This is a genomic window from Escherichia sp. TW14182, assembly GCF_000208525.1.
Classification (GTDB): Bacteria; Pseudomonadota; Gammaproteobacteria; order Enterobacterales; family Enterobacteriaceae; genus Escherichia; species Escherichia ruysiae.
Genome location: NZ_AEJZ01000037.1, coordinates 14,946 through 32,265 on the forward strand (window position 1 = coordinate 14,946; position 17,320 = coordinate 32,265).

The 17,320-nt window shown below is 52.2% G+C and carries 16 protein-coding genes; 3 read left to right on the top strand and 13 right to left on the bottom strand.

The window, feature by feature from the left end:
• Positions 1 to 32 precede the first annotated feature (32 nt).
• Positions 33 to 1,076: a GMP reductase gene (guaC, locus tag EQY_RS0103735; RefSeq protein ID WP_001217338.1), complete on the bottom strand. Its 1,044-nt coding sequence runs from the start codon at positions 1,074 to 1,076 to the stop codon at positions 33 to 35.
• 224 nt (positions 1,077 to 1,300) lie between these two features.
• Between guaC and coaE the strand changes: the two genes are divergently transcribed.
• The 3 genes from coaE to yacG are packed head-to-tail and all read left to right on the top strand — an operon-like array spanning position 1,301 to position 2,871.
• The gene (coaE, locus tag EQY_RS0103740; protein ID WP_001269533.1) at positions 1,301 to 1,921 is read left to right on the top strand and encodes a dephospho-CoA kinase; all 621 of its coding nucleotides are present in this window, start codon (positions 1,301 to 1,303) and stop codon (positions 1,919 to 1,921) included.
• Positions 1,921 to 2,664: a cell division protein ZapD gene (zapD, locus tag EQY_RS0103745; protein ID WP_001194742.1), complete on the top strand. Its 744-nt coding sequence runs from the start codon at positions 1,921 to 1,923 to the stop codon at positions 2,662 to 2,664. Before coaE ends, zapD begins: the two co-directional genes overlap by 1 nt.
• A 9-nt stretch (positions 2,665 to 2,673) precedes the next feature.
• Positions 2,674 to 2,871, top strand: coding sequence for a DNA gyrase inhibitor YacG (gene yacG, locus EQY_RS0103750; protein WP_000005045.1), 198 nt, complete (start codon positions 2,674 to 2,676; stop codon positions 2,869 to 2,871).
• 100 nt (positions 2,872 to 2,971) lie between these two features.
• On the opposite strand, the gene mutT is transcribed toward yacG, so the two are convergent.
• From mutT to murD, 12 genes are all read right to left on the bottom strand, one after another.
• Entirely contained in the window at positions 2,972 to 3,361 is a 390-nt protein-coding gene (gene mutT, locus EQY_RS0103760) for an 8-oxo-dGTP diphosphatase MutT (protein ID WP_000736036.1), read from the bottom strand.
• A 59-nt stretch (positions 3,362 to 3,420) separates the two neighbouring features.
• Entirely contained in the window at positions 3,421 to 6,126 is a 2,706-nt protein-coding gene (gene secA / locus EQY_RS0103765) for a preprotein translocase subunit SecA (protein ID WP_000905801.1), read from the bottom strand.
• Positions 6,127 to 6,187: 61 nt separating this feature from the next.
• Positions 6,188 to 6,700: a secA translation cis-regulator SecM gene (secM, locus tag EQY_RS0103770; protein WP_000014323.1), complete on the bottom strand. Its 513-nt coding sequence runs from the start codon at positions 6,698 to 6,700 to the stop codon at positions 6,188 to 6,190.
• A 230-nt stretch (positions 6,701 to 6,930) separates the two neighbouring features.
• Positions 6,931 to 7,848 carry a UDP-3-O-acyl-N-acetylglucosamine deacetylase gene (gene lpxC, locus EQY_RS0103775; protein WP_000595482.1) on the bottom strand — a complete coding sequence of 306 codons (918 nt, stop codon included), beginning with the start codon at positions 7,846 to 7,848 and terminating at the stop codon, positions 6,931 to 6,933.
• A 100-nt stretch (positions 7,849 to 7,948) separates the two neighbouring features.
• A complete protein-coding gene (ftsZ, locus tag EQY_RS0103780) occupies positions 7,949 to 9,100 on the bottom strand; it encodes a cell division protein FtsZ (protein WP_000462777.1) in 1,152 nt (383 codons plus the stop codon).
• Positions 9,101 to 9,160: 60 nt separating this feature from the next.
• Entirely contained in the window at positions 9,161 to 10,423 is a 1,263-nt protein-coding gene (gene ftsA, locus EQY_RS0103785; RefSeq protein WP_000588474.1) for a cell division protein FtsA, read from the bottom strand.
• Positions 10,420 to 11,250, bottom strand: a complete 831-nt coding sequence (gene ftsQ / locus EQY_RS0103790; protein ID WP_000075731.1) for a cell division protein FtsQ — start codon at positions 11,248 to 11,250, stop codon at positions 10,420 to 10,422. Before ftsQ ends, ftsA begins: the two co-directional genes overlap by 4 nt.
• Position 11,251: 1 nt before the next feature.
• Complete coding sequence (gene ddlB, locus EQY_RS0103795; RefSeq protein WP_000130081.1) at positions 11,252 to 12,172, bottom strand: D-alanine--D-alanine ligase; 921 nt, start codon at positions 12,170 to 12,172, stop codon at positions 11,252 to 11,254.
• Positions 12,165 to 13,640: a UDP-N-acetylmuramate--L-alanine ligase gene (murC, locus tag EQY_RS0103800; protein WP_001096083.1), complete on the bottom strand. Its 1,476-nt coding sequence runs from the start codon at positions 13,638 to 13,640 to the stop codon at positions 12,165 to 12,167. Before murC ends, ddlB begins: the two co-directional genes overlap by 8 nt.
• Before the next feature lie 53 nt (positions 13,641 to 13,693).
• Positions 13,694 to 14,761 carry an undecaprenyldiphospho-muramoylpentapeptide beta-N-acetylglucosaminyltransferase gene (gene murG / locus EQY_RS0103805; protein ID WP_000016573.1) on the bottom strand — a complete coding sequence of 356 codons (1,068 nt, stop codon included), beginning with the start codon at positions 14,759 to 14,761 and terminating at the stop codon, positions 13,694 to 13,696.
• Positions 14,758 to 16,002, bottom strand: a complete 1,245-nt coding sequence (gene ftsW / locus EQY_RS0103810) for a cell division protein FtsW (RefSeq protein ID WP_010345404.1) — start codon at positions 16,000 to 16,002, stop codon at positions 14,758 to 14,760. The genes murG and ftsW overlap by 4 nt, the downstream gene beginning before the upstream one ends.
• On the bottom strand, positions 16,002 to 17,318 hold the full coding sequence (gene murD / locus EQY_RS0103815) for a UDP-N-acetylmuramoyl-L-alanine--D-glutamate ligase (protein ID WP_000796424.1): 1,317 nt from the start codon (positions 17,316 to 17,318) through the stop codon (positions 16,002 to 16,004). Before murD ends, ftsW begins: the two co-directional genes overlap by 1 nt.
• Between the last annotated feature and the right edge of the window lie 2 nt (positions 17,319 to 17,320).

The window sequence follows — 17,320 nt, forward strand, 5'->3', positions numbered from 1 at the left end:
CTGGCGTGGTGATCCACGCCAGCATTGGGAGATTACAGGTTATTGAAGATGCGGTTTTCTTGTTCCTGCACACGGATAAACGTGGTGCGCTTGGTCAGCTCTTTCAGGCGTGAAGCCCCAACGTATGTACAAGCTGAACGCAGACCACCTAAAATATCACGTGCGGTATTTTCAACCGGACCACGCAGCGGCAGCTTAACGGTTTTACCTTCTGCAGCGCGATATTCCGCAACGCCGCCAACGTGGCGTTTCATCGCAGACTCGGAGCTCATGCCGTAGAACAGCATAAATTTCTCGCCGTTCTCTTCAACAATGCGACCACCGCTCTCTTCGTGGCCTGCCAGCATACCACCGAGCATCACGAAATCAGCACCGCCGCCAAAGGCTTTCGCGACATCGCCCGGTGTGGTGCAGCCACCATCGCTGACGATCATCCCGCCCAGACCGTGCGCGGCATCGGCACATTCGATTACCGCAGAAAGTTGCGGATAACCGACGCCTGTTTTGACGCGAGTTGTACAGACAGAACCTGGGCCAATACCAACTTTAACGATATCAGCACCGGAGAGGATAAGCTCCTCACACATTTCACCAGTCACTACGTTGCCAGCACAAATGGTTTTGGTCGGCCACGCTTCACGCGCTTTCGCAACGAACTGCACGAAGTGTTCGGAATAACCATTCGCCACATCAATACAAACGAAGTTTAATGCCGGGTTCAGGTCGAGAATTTGTTTGGTTTTTTCGAAATCCGCATCAGACGTGCCGGTAGAAACCATCACATGTTTCAGCACATCAGCGGAAGAATTGTTGATAAACGCTTGCCACTCTTCGACAGAATAGTGTTTATGCACAGCAGTCAGAATATCAAAAGAAGCCAGCGCAGAGGCCATGGAAAAAGTGCCTACGGTGTCCATATTCGCGGCGATAATCGGCACGCCGGACCAGCTCTGACCTGAATGTTTGAAGGTGAATTGACGTTCCAGTTCAACATCGGAACGACTTTTAAGAGTAGAACGTTTAGGACGGATGAGGACGTCTTTAAAACCTAACTTCAGATCTTCTTCAATACGCATGTGCGGATTCCTGGGGTTAATGGCTATAAGGATAAGAGCGCAACTCCAGTGACGCTATCATACGCACTAATCGATGTGGCGCAAGACTGCGAAATTGTCTTTTTTTACGCTACAATCCCATAAATTTACCTGGTAAATAATGAGCGAATGTTCCATCAATTTCGCTTTTGTACGCTCATTTTTAACATTTTGATAATCATGATGAATTCCCGGGAATATAAATTATGAGGTATATAGTTGCCTTAACGGGAGGCATTGGCAGTGGCAAGAGTACCGTTGCAAATGCGTTTGCAGACCTCGGAATTAACGTCATTGATGCCGATATTATTGCGCGTCAGGTGGTTGAACCAGGTGCACCTGCGCTACGTGCCATTGCTGAACACTTTGGCGCTGACATGATTGCTGCTGATGGGTCATTGCAGCGCAGGGTCTTGCGCGAGCGGATCTTCGCTAACCCGGAAGAGAAAAACTGGCTTAACGCCCTGCTGCATCCGCTGATTCAGCAGGAGACGCAACGTCAGATCCAGCAGGCAACTTCTCCCTATATACTGTGGGTTGTGCCATTGCTGATAGAAAATTCACTGTATAAAAAAGCGAATCGTGTGCTGGTGGTGGATGTCAGCCCAGAAACGCAACTTAAGCGCACCATGCAGCGCGATGATGTTACTCGCGAGCATGTCGAACAAATTCTTGCTGCCCAGGCAACGCGCAAAGCCCGTCTTGCCGTGGCAGATGACGTCATTGATAATAACGGCGCACCGAATGCTATTGCATCGGATGTTGCCCGCCTGCACGCACACTATTTGCAGCTTGCGTCGCAGTTTGTCTCACAGGAAAAACCGTAATGCAGACCCAGGTCCTTTTTGAACATCCACTAAATGAAAAAATGCGTACATGGCTGCGCATTGAGTTTTTAATTCAACAACTCACCGTAAATTTACCCATCGTTGACTACGCTGGCGCCCTGCATTTCTTCCGTAATGTCAGCGAATTGCTGGATGTTTTCGAGCGCGGAGAAGTGCGCACTGAGCTGTTGAAAGAGCTTGACCGCCAGCAACGTAAACTCCAGACCTGGATTGGCGTGCCAGGCGTTGATCAGAGCCGTATTGAAGCATTAATTCAGCAGTTAAAAACAGCGGGTAGCGTGTTGATTTCCGCGCCGCGTATCGGGCAATTTCTACGTGAAGACAGGCTGATTGCCTTAGTGCGTCAGCGTCTGAGCATCCCTGGCGGCTGTTGTAGCTTTGATTTGCCCACTTTGCATATCTGGCTGCATTTACCCCAGTCACAACGCGACAGCCAGGTAGAAACCTGGATTGCCAGCCTGAACCCGCTCACCCAGGCACTTACCATGGTGCTTGATTTAATTCGCCAGTCTGCCCCCTTCCGCAAACAAACCAGCCTGAATGGTTTTTATCAGGATAATGGTGACGATGCCGATTTGCTGCGCCTGAATCTGGCGCTCGATTCACAGCTTTATCCGCAAATTTCCGGTCATAAAAGCCGTTTTGCGATTCGTTTTATGCCGCTGGACAGTGAAAATGGACAAGTACCGGAACGTCTGGATTTCGAACTGGCCTGTTGCTAAGGAGTAAAAATGTCAGAAACTATTACGGTGAATTGCCCTACCTGCGGGAAAACGGTGGTTTGGGGTGAAGTCAGCCCGTTTCGGCCATTTTGTTGCAAACGTTGTCAACTGATCGACCTCGGAGAATGGGCTGCTGAAGAAAAACGAATCCCCAGCAGCGGTGATCTTTCTGAGAGTGATGACTGGAGCGAAGAGCCAAAGCAGTGACATTTTGTCTGATGCCGCACGTAGGCCTGATTAGACGCGGTCAGCGTCGCATCAGGCATCTTGCGCAAATGTCGGATGCGGCGTAAACGCCTTGTCCGACCTACAGACGCTTAAGCTTCGCAATTACCGGTTCATTGGCTGGCGGAAAATCATCGGCATTCAGACCGACCAGCGACATCCACTTACCGGGTTGCCCTTCTTTACCCCACGGCTCCCCTTCCCAGCTTTCGACCAGCCAGAACCACAGAGTTATATGCCTGTCCGGGAATTCATATTCCAGCTTTTCAAATAGATAAAAATGTTGCGGGGTAATCCCGACTTCTTCCTGAAGTTCACGCACCACCGCTCGTTCCGGTGTTTCGCCCATTTCAATTTTACCGCCTGGAAACTCCAGTTTATTCGCCATGTGCGCATCTGCGGCACGACGAGTAATAAAAATTTCATTGTTCTCGTTGCGAATAATACCCACCGCAATTTGCAGTTTTTTCATTGTCTTAAACCTATAAAAAAGGCGCAGAATCCTGCGCCTTTTATTTCAACAGTTAGCTTTTATTGCAGGCGACCATGGCACTGCTTGTATTTTTTACCAGAACCGCACGGGCAAGGATCGTTACGTCCTACTTTGCGCTCACCGGTTTGCGCCGCCAGTGCCGCTGCGGCTGCAGAGTCGTCATCCTGATGGCTAAGCTGCTGCATTTGCGCTAAACGCTCGGCTTCCATACGACGCTGTTGTTCCAGCTCCTCAACCTCTTCAGGCATACGTACCTGGACTTTGCTCAGCGTGCTGATAACTTCATATTTCAACGACTCCAGCATCGCTGCAAACATGGAGAACGATTCACGTTTGTATTCCTGCTTCGGATCTTTCTGTGCATAGCCACGCAGGTGGATACCCTGACGCAGATAGTCCATCGCTGCTAGGTGCTCTTTCCACAGGGAGTCAAGCGTTTGCAGCATGACGCCTTTCTCGAAGTGACGCATCATCTCAGCACCAACCACTTCTTCTTTACGCTGATACACTTCGATGGACTGCGCCAGAATACGCTCACGCAGCGTCTCTTCATGCAGTTCAGGCTCTTTGTCCAGCCACTCGGCAATCGGCAAATCGAGGTCGAAATCGTTTTTCAGACGTTCCTGCAGACCCGGAATATCCCACATTTCTTCCAGTGACTGTGGCGGAATGTAGGCATCGATGGTCGCTTTGAACACATCTTCACGAATGCTGTTGATGGTTTCGCTCACATCGCTAACATCCAGCAGTTCGTTACGCTGGGAGTAAATGGCGCGACGCTGGTCGTTAGCCACGTCATCATATTCCAGCAGTTGCTTACGAATATCGAAGTTACGGCTTTCAACTTTACGCTGGGCGTTGGCAATCGCTTTGGTCACCCACGGGTGCTCAATGGCTTCGCCTGGTTTCATACCCAGTTTACGCATCATGCCGGATACTCGGTCGGAAGCAAAAATACGCATCAGCGCATCTTCCATCGACAGGTAGAAACGGGAAGAACCAGCATCCCCCTGACGACCAGAACGACCGCGCAACTGATTATCGATACGACGAGATTCGTGACGTTCGGTGCCGATGATATGCAGGCCACCTGCTGCCAGTACCGCATCGTGACGTACCTGCCAGTCGGCTTTAATTTTTTCAATTTGCTCTGCGGTCGGATTTTCCAGCGCGGCAACTTCTGCCTGCCAGCTACCACCAAGCACAATGTCAGTACCACGACCCGCCATGTTGGTCGCGATGGTCACCGCTGCCGGATAACCTGCCTGAGCAACAATCGCCGCTTCGTTGGCGTGGAATTTGGCGTTGAGGACGTTGTGTTTGATACCGGCTTTGGTCAGCTCATTTGACACCAGCTCCGATTTTTCGATGGAGATAGTACCCACCAGCACCGGCTGACCTTTCGCAGTACGTTCTTTGATATCTTCAATGATCGCCTGAATTTTTTCTGCTTCGGTCATGTAGACCAGGTCTGGCAAATCTTTACGAATCATCGGACGGTTGGTCGGAACGACTACGGTATCCAGCTTGTAAATTGAGCTGAATTCGAATGCTTCGGTATCAGCAGTACCGGTCATCCCCGCCAGTTTTTCATACAGACGGAAGTAGTTCTGGAAGGTGATAGAAGCCAGCGTCTGGTTTTCGTTCTGGATCTGCACACCTTCTTTAGCTTCAACAGCCTGGTGCAGACCATCGGACCAGCGACGCCCCTGCATGGTACGACCGGTGTGTTCGTCAACGATGATAACTTCGCCATCTTTAACGATGTAATCGACGTCGCGAGTAAACAGCGCATGAGCGCGCAGCGCCGCCGTTACGTGATGCATCAGCATGATGTTGGCCGGAGAGTACAGCGACTCCCCTTCATCCATGATGCCTTCTTTCACCAGCAGTTCTTCAATCAGCACCAGACCACGTTCGGTCAGGTTCACCTGGCGAGATTTTTCATCAACAGAGAAGTGGCCTTCGCCCTGGAAGGTTTCGGAGTCTTCTTTTTCCTGACGGATCAGGTGCGGAATAATTTTGTTCACTCGCTTATACATTTCCGAGCTGTCTTCAGCCGGGCCGGAAATAATTAGCGGTGTACGCGCTTCATCGATCAGGATGGAGTCCACTTCGTCCACCAGCGCATAGTGCAGTTTACGCTGTACACGTTCTTCAGGGCTGAACGCCATGTTGTCGCGCAGGTAGTCAAAGCCGTATTCATTGTTCGTACCGTAAGTGATGTCAGCCGCGTAAGCCTCACGCTTTGCCGGCGCAGGCATTCCCGGCAGGTTGACGCCGACGGTCAGGCCGAGAAATTCAAACAGCGGACGGTTGTTTTCGGCGTCACGTTGCGCCAGGTAGTCGTTGACGGTAACAACGTGCACACCTTTACCGGTTAATGCGTTCAAGTAAGCAGGCAGCGTTGCGGTCAGAGTTTTACCTTCACCAGTACGCATTTCCGCGATGCAACGTTCATTAAGAACCATACCGCCGAGCAACTGTACATCGAAGTGACGCATACCAAAGACGCGCTTACTTGCTTCACGCACGACGGCGAAGGCTTCCGGGATCAGATTTTCCAGCACTTCGCCTTTTTCCAGGCGCGCGCGGAACTCTGCGGTTTTCCCTTTCAGTTCTTCGTCGGAGAGTTTTTCCATCTCCGGTTCCATGGCATTGATGATGTTCACCACTTTGCGCATCCGGCGCAGGGTACGATCGTTACGACTACCGAAAACTTTAGTTAATAATTTGATTAGCATAATAAAATCTCAAACGCCCCGCGTTGCGGAGTTAATAAAATGAAATAAAGGTTTATTGTTGTTAGCTGAGGCGTTGAGGGCCAGCACGGATGCCTTGCGCCAGGCTTATCCAGACGGGCGTGCTGAATGTTGCTTGTGGGGTAAAATGCGCATAATCAATGCGATAATCATTTTCAGACGGCGTGCCTTCCTGGGTCAGCAGCGCGCTGAGCGTATCCAGTAAAGCAAGATGTTGCGCCTGAAGAGGCAAAGATTCTTCGGCAACGGGCAGCGTTTGCGGTGCCATTGCGAAGGAAAGATGACGGATTACCGTGCGAATTGCGTGCTGATGCCAGTAATCAACAGAATAGTTTGAGTTCGGGCGGCGCGTGTTCGCTTCCAGCAAGGCCAACTGACCAAAGTTAACTTTGGCGGAAGGCTCGTGGTTGCGGGTTGTCGCTTTTGCGGGCGCATTTGGTTCGGCGGCGTTGCTGAGCGCAGGCAGACCTAAACTCGCCGCGACCATCCCTAACAAGAGATGCGGCCAGAAGTAGCGTTTACCAAACTGTCGCCAGCGCGTCAGTATTCCACTCACGTTATTGCCATCCCGATCGTATTCAAACGTTTTTAGCGCACAAATCTTATCATTAAAGCCTGAAGTCCACAGCAGGAATGAAGATAAGTTGTACGTAAAAGTGCTTAAGAAAACAGCGTTCGCACCGTTTCTTACGGCTCTGATAAAAGCTCAAAAAAAACGACTGGTTCACCTGGCCGGAGAGAGTGCCAGATTTGCCAGTCGAATTTTATACGACAGTATAAATGTCGTTATGCCAGTACGGCTGAAGGCGCTTTGAAGGCCAACGGCAGTTCTGCGTCGTCCTGGAAGGTCACATATTCCCAGGCTTCCTGTTTTGCCAGGACAGCCTGCAACAATTTATTATTCAGTGCATGACCGGATTTATAAGCGGTGAATGCACCAATAATGTTGTGACCACACATGAACAAGTCACCGATCGCATCGAGCATTTTGTGACGAACAAATTCGTCTTCAAAACGCAGACCGTCTTCGTTCAGTACGCGATAATCGTCAACAACGATGGCACAATCGAAACTGCCGCCCAGGCACAAACCACGAGACTGCAGGTATTCGATATCACGCATGAAACCGAACGTACGCGCACGGCTGATCTGGCGCATAAACGCATCAGCAGAGAAGTTCATCGCATAACGTTGATTGCTGGAATCGATAGCCGGATGGTTGAAATCGATGGTGAAATCCAGCGAAAAACCATTGTATGGCTTAAATTCAGCCCACTTATCGCCATCTTCGACACGAACAGTCTCTTTGATGCGAACAAATTTCTTGGCGCAGTTCAGCTCGTCGATACCCGCATCAAGCAGCAGGTAAACAAACGGAGCGGCACTACCGTCCATGATCGGGATTTCCGGTGCGTTAACTTCGATAACAATGTTATCGATGCCTAAGCCCGCGAGCGCAGCATTCAGGTGCTCAACGGTTGAAATCCGTACATCATGCTCGTTGACCAGACACGTACAGAGCATGGTATCACGCACAGATTTGGCATCGGCCGGAAAATCTACCGGTGGATTCAAGTCGGTGCGACGATAGATGACCCCGGTGTTGGCCGGCGCAGGGCGTAACGTCAGAGTGACTTTCTTGCCGGTATGTAAACCGACACCCGTCGCCTGAACGATACGTTTAAGTGTCCTTTGTTTGATCATCGTATTATCTCGCCAAATTACCTATCCAACCGAAGTGTACTATACATTCGGCAGGCCAGTTTAGCACAAAGAGCCTGGTAACCCAAATTCCAGCTTAATCTTAGTCAGCTTGCTTACGCAGGAAAGCTGGGATATCCAGATAATCCGGCTCTTTCGCAGTTTGCGGCGTATTGTCGTTCACCACTTTAGCTACCGGTTTCTGCTCTTGCGTCAGCGGTGCCATACCGTGCTGCTGGTAACGATCCATCACCGGCTGCTGAACTTGTTTATTGGTCACCAGAGTGATTTCAGGACGTTTGTCCATGCCGATACCTGTTGCAACCACGGTTACACGCAGTTCGTCGTTCATATCCGGGTCAAGAGAAGTACCGATAACCACAGTTGCGTTATCCGAAGCAAATGCACGGATGGTGTTACCTACGGTTTCGAACTCATCCAGACGCAAGTCGAAGCCCGCCGTGATGTTAACCAGCACGCCGCGCGCACCAGACAGGTCGATGTCTTCCAGCAATGGAGAAGAGATAGCCATTTCAGCCGCTTCTTCCGCACGATCTTCACCGCTCGCCACGCCAGAACCCATCATTGCGTAGCCCATTTCAGACATCACGGTACGTACGTCTGCAAAGTCCACGTTCATCAGACCCGGACGAGTAATCAGTTCGGCGATACCCTGAACTGCGCCTTTCAGCACATCGTTCGCGGCGCCAAACGCATCAAGCAGGGAGATACCGCGCCCCAGCACTTTCAGCAGTTTGTCGTTCGGGATGGTGATCAATGAGTCCACATGCTTGGACAATTCAGTGATCCCCTGCTCCGCGAAGGCCATACGCTTCTTGCCTTCAAAGTTGAAAGGCTTAGTCACGACAGCAACGGTCAGGATACCCAAATCTTTTGCCACTTCAGCAACGACCGGCGCAGCACCTGTACCAGTACCACCACCCATACCTGCTGCAATAAATACCATGTCTGCACCTTCCAGCGCCGCACGTAGTGCATCGCGATCCTCATCAGCCGCATTACGGCCAACTTCTGGATTAGCGCCAGCGCCCAGTCCTTTGGTGATACCACTACCGATCTGAATCGTCTGCCCAACCGCCGTTTTACGCAGCGCCTGTGCATCGGTATTTACCGCGAAAAATTCAACACCTTCAATGCGCTCACGCACCATGTGCTCAACAGCATTACCGCCGCCGCCGCCGACGCCGATGACTTTAATCACCGCGTCGTTGGTAAGTTCCATTGGTTCAAACATAGTTTCTCTCCGATATGTGCCTGTCGCCTGAGGCCGTAATCACCGTCGACCTCATAAAAATTAAAACTCTTTTCGCAGCCAACTATTGAGTCGCTTGATCCACGAGCCAACTGATGCTGTAACACGTTTTTCTACTTCCGCTTCACCGTTAAGATGTGACTCTTTCCCGTAGTGAAGCAATCCCACAGCCGTCGAGTAATACGGCTCCTGAGCATAATCAGTTAAACCGGTGATATTCAGCGGCGCGCCAATACGCACCTGCGTATGAAACACGCGCTGAGCGCAGGCGGCAAGTCCTTCGATCTGCGCCGCGCCACCGGTTAATACAATGCCCGCCGCCAGGTGATGTTTCACGCCTTGTTGGCGAAGCTTTTCCTGCAGCTGCAATATCTCTTCGTTGACCAGGTTGAGCAACTCGGTATACCGTGGCTCAATCACCTCCGCCAGCGTCTGACGTTGCAGACTACGCGGTGGTCGCCCACCTACGCTCGGCACTTCCACGCTCTCATCTTTACCGACGATGGAACCCAACGCGCAGCCATGGCGAACTTTAATCGCTTCGGCGTCGCTTGGCGGCGTGCCAAAGGCATAGGCAATGTCGCTGGTCACCACATTGCCAGCATAAGGAATTACCTTGGTGTGGCGCAATGCCCCACCGGTATAAACGGCGATATCCATTGTACCACCACCGATATCGACGACGCAGACTCCCAGTTCACGTTCGTCTTCCGTCAATACCGAATAACTTGATGCCAGTCCGGCAAATATCAGTTGGTCAACTTTCAGCCCACAACGTTCAACCGCTTTGACAATGTTTTTCGCCATATCGTTGTGACATGTGATCAGGTGCACTTTCGCCTGCATTCGCACGCCCGAAAGTCCTACCGGATTTTTGATCCCTTCCTGATAGTCAATGGCATACTCTTGCGGGATCACATGCAGCACACGATGTTCATCGCGCACACGCACCGATTTCGCGGTATGGACGACGTTTTCCACATCTTCTTGCGTCACTTCTTCTTCAGAAATGGGCACCATACCAATTTCATTCTGGCAGCTGATGTGCTTACCAGAAAGCGCCAGATATACCGAAGAGATCTGGCAATCTGCCATCAATTCTGCCTGGTCAATGGCGCGTTGTACGCATTTGACCACAGATTCGAGGTCGTTAACCCCGCCTTTATCCATACCACGTGACGGGCAGCTGCCCACACCAATGATATTGACCATACCGTCGGGCAGAACTTCCCCTACTAAAGCGGCAACCTTCGCGGTGCCGATCTCCAGTCCTACTACCAGTTTTCTGTCCGTCGCCTTGATCATTGTTGTTCTGCCTGTGCCTGATTTTGTTGCTGAGTAGATTCCTCCGGCGGCAAGGGCGCCCAGCCTACTGCCGCTCCAGAGTCATAACGCAAATCAACGTAGCTAATCCGTTTGCCATCGGTTTGCGCCTGCTGCTGTAAAACCGGATAAAGTTCTACAAAGCGAGCCAAACGTTTCATCGTATCGCCCCGGCCAAGGTTGAGCTTAATATCGTTATTCAGCGTCAACTGCCAGGAACGCCGCGCGGTCATTGCCGCTTCCTTCAGAGTAAATCTGTCCTTTGCCAGCATTTGCCCCATTTCGCGATAACCCTGCAACACTTCATTGGCGCTGCCTTCCGGGCCATACAACATCGGGAGCACCTGCTTGCTGGTGCGATCTGGCGGCACGCTGAAGGTGTTTCCTTCGGCGTCTACCATATGTTGATCATTCCACCGCGCAATCGGCACATATTCAACCAGATGAATCTTCAATTCATCAGGCCACTGCTTTCTGACGCTCACCTGCTTAATCCACGGCAGGCGTTGTTCAATTTGCGTCTGGATGATGTTGACATCCTGAGTCATAAAAGTACCCGGCTCACCCAATGCCAGGATCGACTGCCGGATATCGTCATTACGCGTGTAATGGCGTTCACCGGTCAACACCAGCTTTGAGAGCGGCAGGCGTTGCGCATCTTCCATCCAGCCCAACACGACCCAGCCGCTCACCAACACAGTCGTTAAAACCGTCAGCAGGAAAAGTATCCCCGCCAGACGCGTTCCATTATTGCGGTGAGAAGAAATTTCTTCTTCACTGTTTCGCGTGTTCAGAGCAGCCTGCGACATATTAGTCCGCCAGTTCCAGAATTCGTACTACCAACTGCGAGAAGCTTAAGCCTGCCTGACGTGCCGCCATCGGCACCAGACTGTGGCTGGTCATACCCGGAGAGGTATTGGCTTCCAGCAGATAAAACTGTCCATCGCTGTCCAGCATGACATCAATACGCCCCCATCCTTTGCAACCTAACGTCGTCCATGCTTTCAGCACTAATGCCTGCAAATTGGCCTCTTGTGCCGCGTCTAAACCTGCGGGGCAGAAATACTGTGTCTCATCAGAGAGATACTTCGCCTCATAATCATAGAAGGTTCCGGCGGGTTGAATACGTATTGACGGTAAAATTTCTTCACCGAGTATCGCAACAGTGAACTCCGGCCCACTTAGCCATTTTTCAATCAATACTTCTTCATCGTGCTGAAATGCCAATCTTAATGCATCTTGTAGAGCATTTTCTGCTACTACTTTTGACATTCCCACGCTGGAACCTTCGCGGCTCGGCTTAACGATTAATGGTAAACCCAGAGCAGAAATTTCGGCTAACTGCTTATCGCTAATGCCTTTTTCAAACTCTGCGCGGGTTAACGCTACCCACGGCGCTACGGGTAAACCAGCACCTTGCCACAGCAGTTTGCTGCGTAGTTTATCCATTGAAAGCGCAGATGCCATCACTCCGCTGCCGGTATAAGGCAGTCCCATCAGCTCAAGCATCCCCTGCAATGTGCCGTCTTCACCGCCGCGCCCGTGCAGAGCGATAAATACTTTCTGAAATCCCATCGATTTCAGTTGCGTCACGTCAACTTCTTTCGGGTCGACAGGATGCGCGTCGACGCCGCCTTCGCGCAGCCCGGCTAACACTGCGGTACCAGAGTTCAAAGAAACTTCCCGTTCTGCGGAAGTTCCGCCCAACAGAACCGCGATTTTATCAGTCATGTTGTTCTTCCTCCGGAGTTTGCGGCTTCAGTTTGATTTCAGCTAAAGAACGGGCAATTTTTCCGATATTACCAGCCCCCTGAACGAGAATCAGGTCGTTACCGGTTAATACCGGTGCTAGCATCTCGGCTACCTGCGCCGGGTCCGGCACCAGGATGGGGTCAATTTTCCCACGTCCACGAATCGTGCGACACAGCGAACGGCTGTCCGCTCCCGGAATTGGCGCTTCGCCAGCCGGATACACTTCCAGCATCAACAGGGTATCAACCTGCGTCAGCACATTGGCGAAATCATCATACAGGTCGCGCGTACGGGTAAAACGGTGCGGCTGAAACAGCATTACCAGGTTTTTATCCGGCCAGCCTGCACGCGCCGCCTTAATGGTGGCGTCCACTTCGGTCGGGTGGTGACCGTAGTCATCGACCAGCATTGCTGTACCACTTTTACCGTTGACCGGCTCCAGCGGGAATTCACCGAGGAAATCGAAGCGACGACCGGTTCCCTGGAAGCTCTCCAGCGCACGCAGAATAGCGTCGTCGTCAATCCCCTCTTCCGTAGCAACCGCAACCGCAGCCGCCGCGTTCAGCGCATTATGACGACCAGGCGCATTCAGGGTTACGCGCATTGGCTCTTTGTCCTGGCGTAGCAGCGTAAAGTGTCCCTGCGGACCAATCTGCTGATAATCTTCTACACGCACGTCGGCATCTTCGCTGAAGCCGTAAGTTGTGGTCTGACGCCCCACGCGCGGTAACAATTCGCGGATCACCGGATCGTCAACACACATTACCGCACGCCCATAAAACGGCAGGTTGTGCAGAAAATTAATAAAGGTCTGTTTTAAATTCTCAAAGTCGCCCTGGTAGGTATCCATATGGTCGGCTTCGATATTGGTGACAATCGCCACCATGGGTTGCAGATGCAGGAACGATGCATCGCTCTCATCCGCTTCGGCAATCAGGTAGCGGCCATGCCCCAAACGTGCATGAACGCCAGCCGCTTTTACCAGCCCACCGTTAACGAAAGTTGGATCGAGACCCGCTTCCGCATAGATGCTGGAAACCATCGCGGTGGTTGTCGTTTTGCCGTGCGTTCCGGCAATGGCGATGCCATGACGAAAACGCATTAACTCAGCCAGCATTTCCGCGCGACGGATCACCGGAATACGCGCTTCATGGGCGGCAACAATCTCAGGGTTGTCAGCAGAAATTGCACTGGAAACAACGACCACGCTGGCGTCGCGCACGTTTTCCGGGCGATGGTTGAAGTAAATCGTCGCCCCCAGATTCATTAACTGCTGCGTGACCGGATTTGGCGCTAAATCTGAACCACTGATCTGATACCCTTCATTGGCCAGAACTTCGGCAATACCGCCCATACCGGCACCACCGATGCCGACAAAGTGAATGTGCCGAACGCGACGCATTTCGGGCACGATGTAACGCAGTTTTGCCAATTGTTGTGTATTCATTCTTTACGCCATTAACTTCTCAAATTCATGCGATGCAAAAGGCATCGCCACAATTACGCCCGGGCAGCTCGGCTCACTTCATTTGCCACTCGCTCGGTGGCATCCGGGATGGATGCAGCACGGGCGCGTTCTGCCATGGTTAATAAGGTTTCTCGCGACCACCCGGCCAGGGTGTTGGCGACAGCATCCACAGTAAGCTGTGGTTGCTCGATAATTTTGGCTGCGCCCGCTTTTTCCAGCGGCAGTGCATTCCAGTATTGCTGGCGGTCTTTATGCTGAAACGGCACAAACAATGCTGGTAACCCCGCCGCAGCGATTTCACTCACCGTCAACGCACCAGAGCGGCAAACGACAACATCCGCCCACGCATACGCCGCCGCCATATCATCAATAAATTCCGTCACTTTATGCTGCGGTTGCCCTGCTTCGGCATACGCTTGTTCAACGGATTGTTGCGAACCTTTGCCGCTCTGATGCCAGATAGTGACTGAATCGCCCAGCTTTGCTGCAACCAGCGGCATTGTCTGGTTAAGAATGCGTGCGCCCTGAGAACCACCCACTACCAACACACGAACCGAACCTTCACGTCCAGCCAAACGTTGCTGCGGCAACGGCAGCGCCAGCACATCGGTACGAACAGGATTACCCACCACTTCCGCATTAGGGAAAGCGCCTGGAAACGCCTGCATCACTTTGGTCGCAATCTTCGCCAGCCATTTATTGGTTAAGCCCGCAATACCGTTTTGTTCATGAAGTACGACCGGAATGCCTAACGACCACGCTGCCAGACCACCTGGACCTGATACGTAGCCGCCCATACCGAGCACCACGTCAGGTTTATACGCTTTCATAATCGCCCGCGCCTGACGCCAGGCGTTAAAGATACGCAACGGAGCTGCGAGTAACGCTTTAATACCCTTACCGCGTAGACCAGAGATACGAATAAAGTCGATCTCGATACCGTGCTTCGGTACTAAGTCCGCTTCCATACGATCGGCAGTACCCAGCCAGCGAACTTGCCACCCCTGGGCCATTAAATGATGCGCAACCGCCAGTCCCGGGAATACATGTCCACCGGTTCCGCCTGCCATCACCATTAATCGCTTTCCTTGACCACTCATCGTGAACCTCGTACAAACGCCTGCGCTTTCTCCAGACGCGTTTCATAATCAATACGCAACAGCATCATGATGGCTGTTGACATAATCAGTAAGCTCGAACCACCGTAACTGATTAGCGGCAATGTCAAACCTTTAGTCGGTAACATCCCTGCCGCCGCGCCTACGTTAACCAGTGCCTGGAAACTAAACCAGATGCCAATTGAACAAGCGAGAAAACCGGAAAAACGATGGTCAATTTCTAACGCTTTACGACCAATCGACATCGCGCGAAAAGCGACGAAGAATACCATTAAAAGCGCCAGCACCACACCGATATACCCCAGTTCTTCGCCGATAATGGCGAAAATAAAGTCAGTGTGCGCTTCCGGCAGATACTCCAGTTTTTGTACCGAGTTACCTAAACCTTGCCCCCACAGTTCGCCGCGACCAAACGCCATCAGCGATTGCGTTAACTGATAGCCGCTGCCGAAGGGATCTTCCCACGGGTTCCAGAATGCGGTAACACGGCGGATACGGTACGGTTCAGCGAGGATCAGCAACACAACCGCTGAAATCCCCATACCGATAATGGCAATGAACTGCCACAATTTCGCCCCCGCCAGGAATAGCATTGCCAGCGTGGTCACAAACAGCACCACCACCGTACCGAGGTCTGGCTGCGCCAGCAGCAACACCGCCAGCACCAGAATCACGCCCATCGGTTTCAGGAAGCCACGCAGGTTATTACGCACTTCGTCGCCTTTGCGCACCAGATAGTTGGCGATATAGCAAAACAGCGACAGCTTGGTCAGTTCGGCTGGCTGGATACGCAACAAGCCAAGATCGATCCAACGCGATGCCCCTTTAACCGAGCTACCCACCACCAGCACGATCATCAACAGGATGATTGATCCGAGCAGCATCGTGGCACTGTAGCGTTGCCAAAACTCCATCGGCAGACGCAGCGTAATGATCGCCAGAATGAACGCCAGGATCAGATAGACGCCATCACGCTTCGCGAAGAAGAACGGATCGTTGGTTAAGCGTTGCCCTATGGGCATTGACGCCGAGGTCACCATGATAAAGCCAATCGCCGCGAGGCCGAAGGTCAGCCACAGCAAGGTGCGATCGTACATGATCAGGCTGTCGGTATCTTTTTCCCGCGAGCCCATCACCCAGCCCTTTAGCGCCGTGGAGATCCAGACCAGGATACTGAATCCCGGCAGGCGCGGCATTTTCAGGCGAGGGAGAGATAAACGCATCAACCTAACTCCTTCGCCAGACGAGCAAACTCATTGCCTCGTTGTTCAAAGTTCTTGAACTGATCAAGGCTGGCACATGCCGGGGAGAGCAGAACCATATCGCCCGGCTGAACACGCGGAGCCAGCAAGCGCATCGCCTGTTCCATCGTTTCGGTTTGTTCTGCCACTTCCGGGCGTAGCGCCGCCAACTGTGCGCCATCACGACCGAAACAATACAGACGCACGTTATCGCCATTCAGATAGCGCGCCAGTGGGCTGAAGTCTGCCGATTTACCATCGCCACCCAGCAACAAATGCAGCGTGCCGTCTACGTGCAGGCCATTCAGCGCCGCTTCGGTACTACCGACGTTGGTCGCTTTCGAATCGTTAATCCAGCGCACACCGTTATGCTCCAGCACCACTTCAAAGCGATGCGGCAGACCGGTAAAGGTGGTTAATGCTTTCAGGCTGCTGGCACGCGGTAACCCTGCGGCATCTGCCAGCGCCAGTGCTGCCAGCGCATTGGTGTAGTTATGCTGCCCGGAAAGTTTCATCTCTTTCACGTTCAACACTTTCTCGCCTTTCACCCGCAGCCAGGTTTCACCCTGCTGATGGTTCAGGTGATAGTCACCCATATTGACGCCGAAGCTGACACAACGTTCATCTGCACCGCGAATCGGCATCGTTAAGGCATCATCGGCATTAACCACGCAAACTTTTGCGTTTTCGTAAATACGCAGTTTTGCCGCACGATACTGCTGTAAACCAAATGGATAGCGATCCATATGATCTTCAGTCACGTTCAGAATGGTCGCCGCCACCGCCTGTAAGCTGGAAGTCGTTTCCAGCTGGAAGCTTGACAGTTCCAGCACGTACAGTTCGCACTCAGCATCCAGCAGCATCAAGGCTGGCAGGCCAATGTTGCCACCCACGCCAACGTTAACACCTGCTGCTTTCGCCATTTCGCCCACTAAGGTAGTAACAGTGCTTTTGCCGTTAGAACCGGTGATCGCCACAATCGGCGCTTGTGCTTCGCGGCAGAACAGCTCGATATCGCCAACAATTTCAATTCCGGCATCGGCAGCGGCGCTTAGGGACGGATGCGCCAGCGCAATGCCGGGGCTGGCGACAATCAGATCTGCCGCCATCAGCCATTCATCATTGAGACCGCCAGTATGGCGCTCCACCGCTTCGGGTAATTTATCCAGGCCAGGCGGTGTCATACGCGTATCCATTACGCGCGGCGTCACGCCGCGAGCAAGGAAAAAGTCCACGCAAGAAAGCCCGGTGAGGCCCAGGCCGATAATAACGACATTTTTACCCAGGTAATCAGCCATGA

Excerpts from the sequence above, each read along its gene's own strand:
- ftsZ (WP_000462777.1), bottom strand. The coding sequence starts at position 9,100 with ATGTTTGAACCAATGGAACTTACCAACGACGCGGTGATTAAAGTCATC.
- mutT (WP_000736036.1), bottom strand. The coding sequence starts at position 3,361 with ATGAAAAAACTGCAAATTGCGGTGGGTATTATTCGCAACGAGAACAAT.
- ddlB (WP_000130081.1), bottom strand. The coding sequence starts at position 12,172 with ATGACTGATAAAATCGCGGTTCTGTTGGGCGGAACTTCCGCAGAACGG.
- murC (WP_001096083.1), bottom strand. The coding sequence starts at position 13,640 with ATGAATACACAACAATTGGCAAAACTGCGTTACATCGTGCCCGAAATG.
- lpxC (WP_000595482.1), bottom strand. The coding sequence starts at position 7,848 with ATGATCAAACAAAGGACACTTAAACGTATCGTTCAGGCGACGGGTGTC.
- murD (WP_000796424.1), bottom strand. The coding sequence starts at position 17,318 with ATGGCTGATTACCTGGGTAAAAATGTCGTTATTATCGGCCTGGGCCTC.
- murG (WP_000016573.1), bottom strand. The coding sequence starts at position 14,761 with ATGAGTGGTCAAGGAAAGCGATTAATGGTGATGGCAGGCGGAACCGGT.
- ftsW (WP_010345404.1), bottom strand. The coding sequence starts at position 16,002 with ATGCGTTTATCTCTCCCTCGCCTGAAAATGCCGCGCCTGCCGGGATTC.
- ftsA (WP_000588474.1), bottom strand. The coding sequence starts at position 10,423 with ATGATCAAGGCGACGGACAGAAAACTGGTAGTAGGACTGGAGATCGGC.
- guaC (WP_001217338.1), bottom strand. The coding sequence starts at position 1,076 with ATGCGTATTGAAGAAGATCTGAAGTTAGGTTTTAAAGACGTCCTCATC.
- coaE (WP_001269533.1), top strand. The coding sequence starts at position 1,301 with ATGAGGTATATAGTTGCCTTAACGGGAGGCATTGGCAGTGGCAAGAGT.
- zapD (WP_001194742.1), top strand. The coding sequence starts at position 1,921 with ATGCAGACCCAGGTCCTTTTTGAACATCCACTAAATGAAAAAATGCGT.
- yacG (WP_000005045.1), top strand. The coding sequence starts at position 2,674 with ATGTCAGAAACTATTACGGTGAATTGCCCTACCTGCGGGAAAACGGTG.
- ftsQ (WP_000075731.1), bottom strand. The coding sequence starts at position 11,250 with ATGTCGCAGGCTGCTCTGAACACGCGAAACAGTGAAGAAGAAATTTCT.
- secA (WP_000905801.1), bottom strand. The coding sequence starts at position 6,126 with ATGCTAATCAAATTATTAACTAAAGTTTTCGGTAGTCGTAACGATCGT.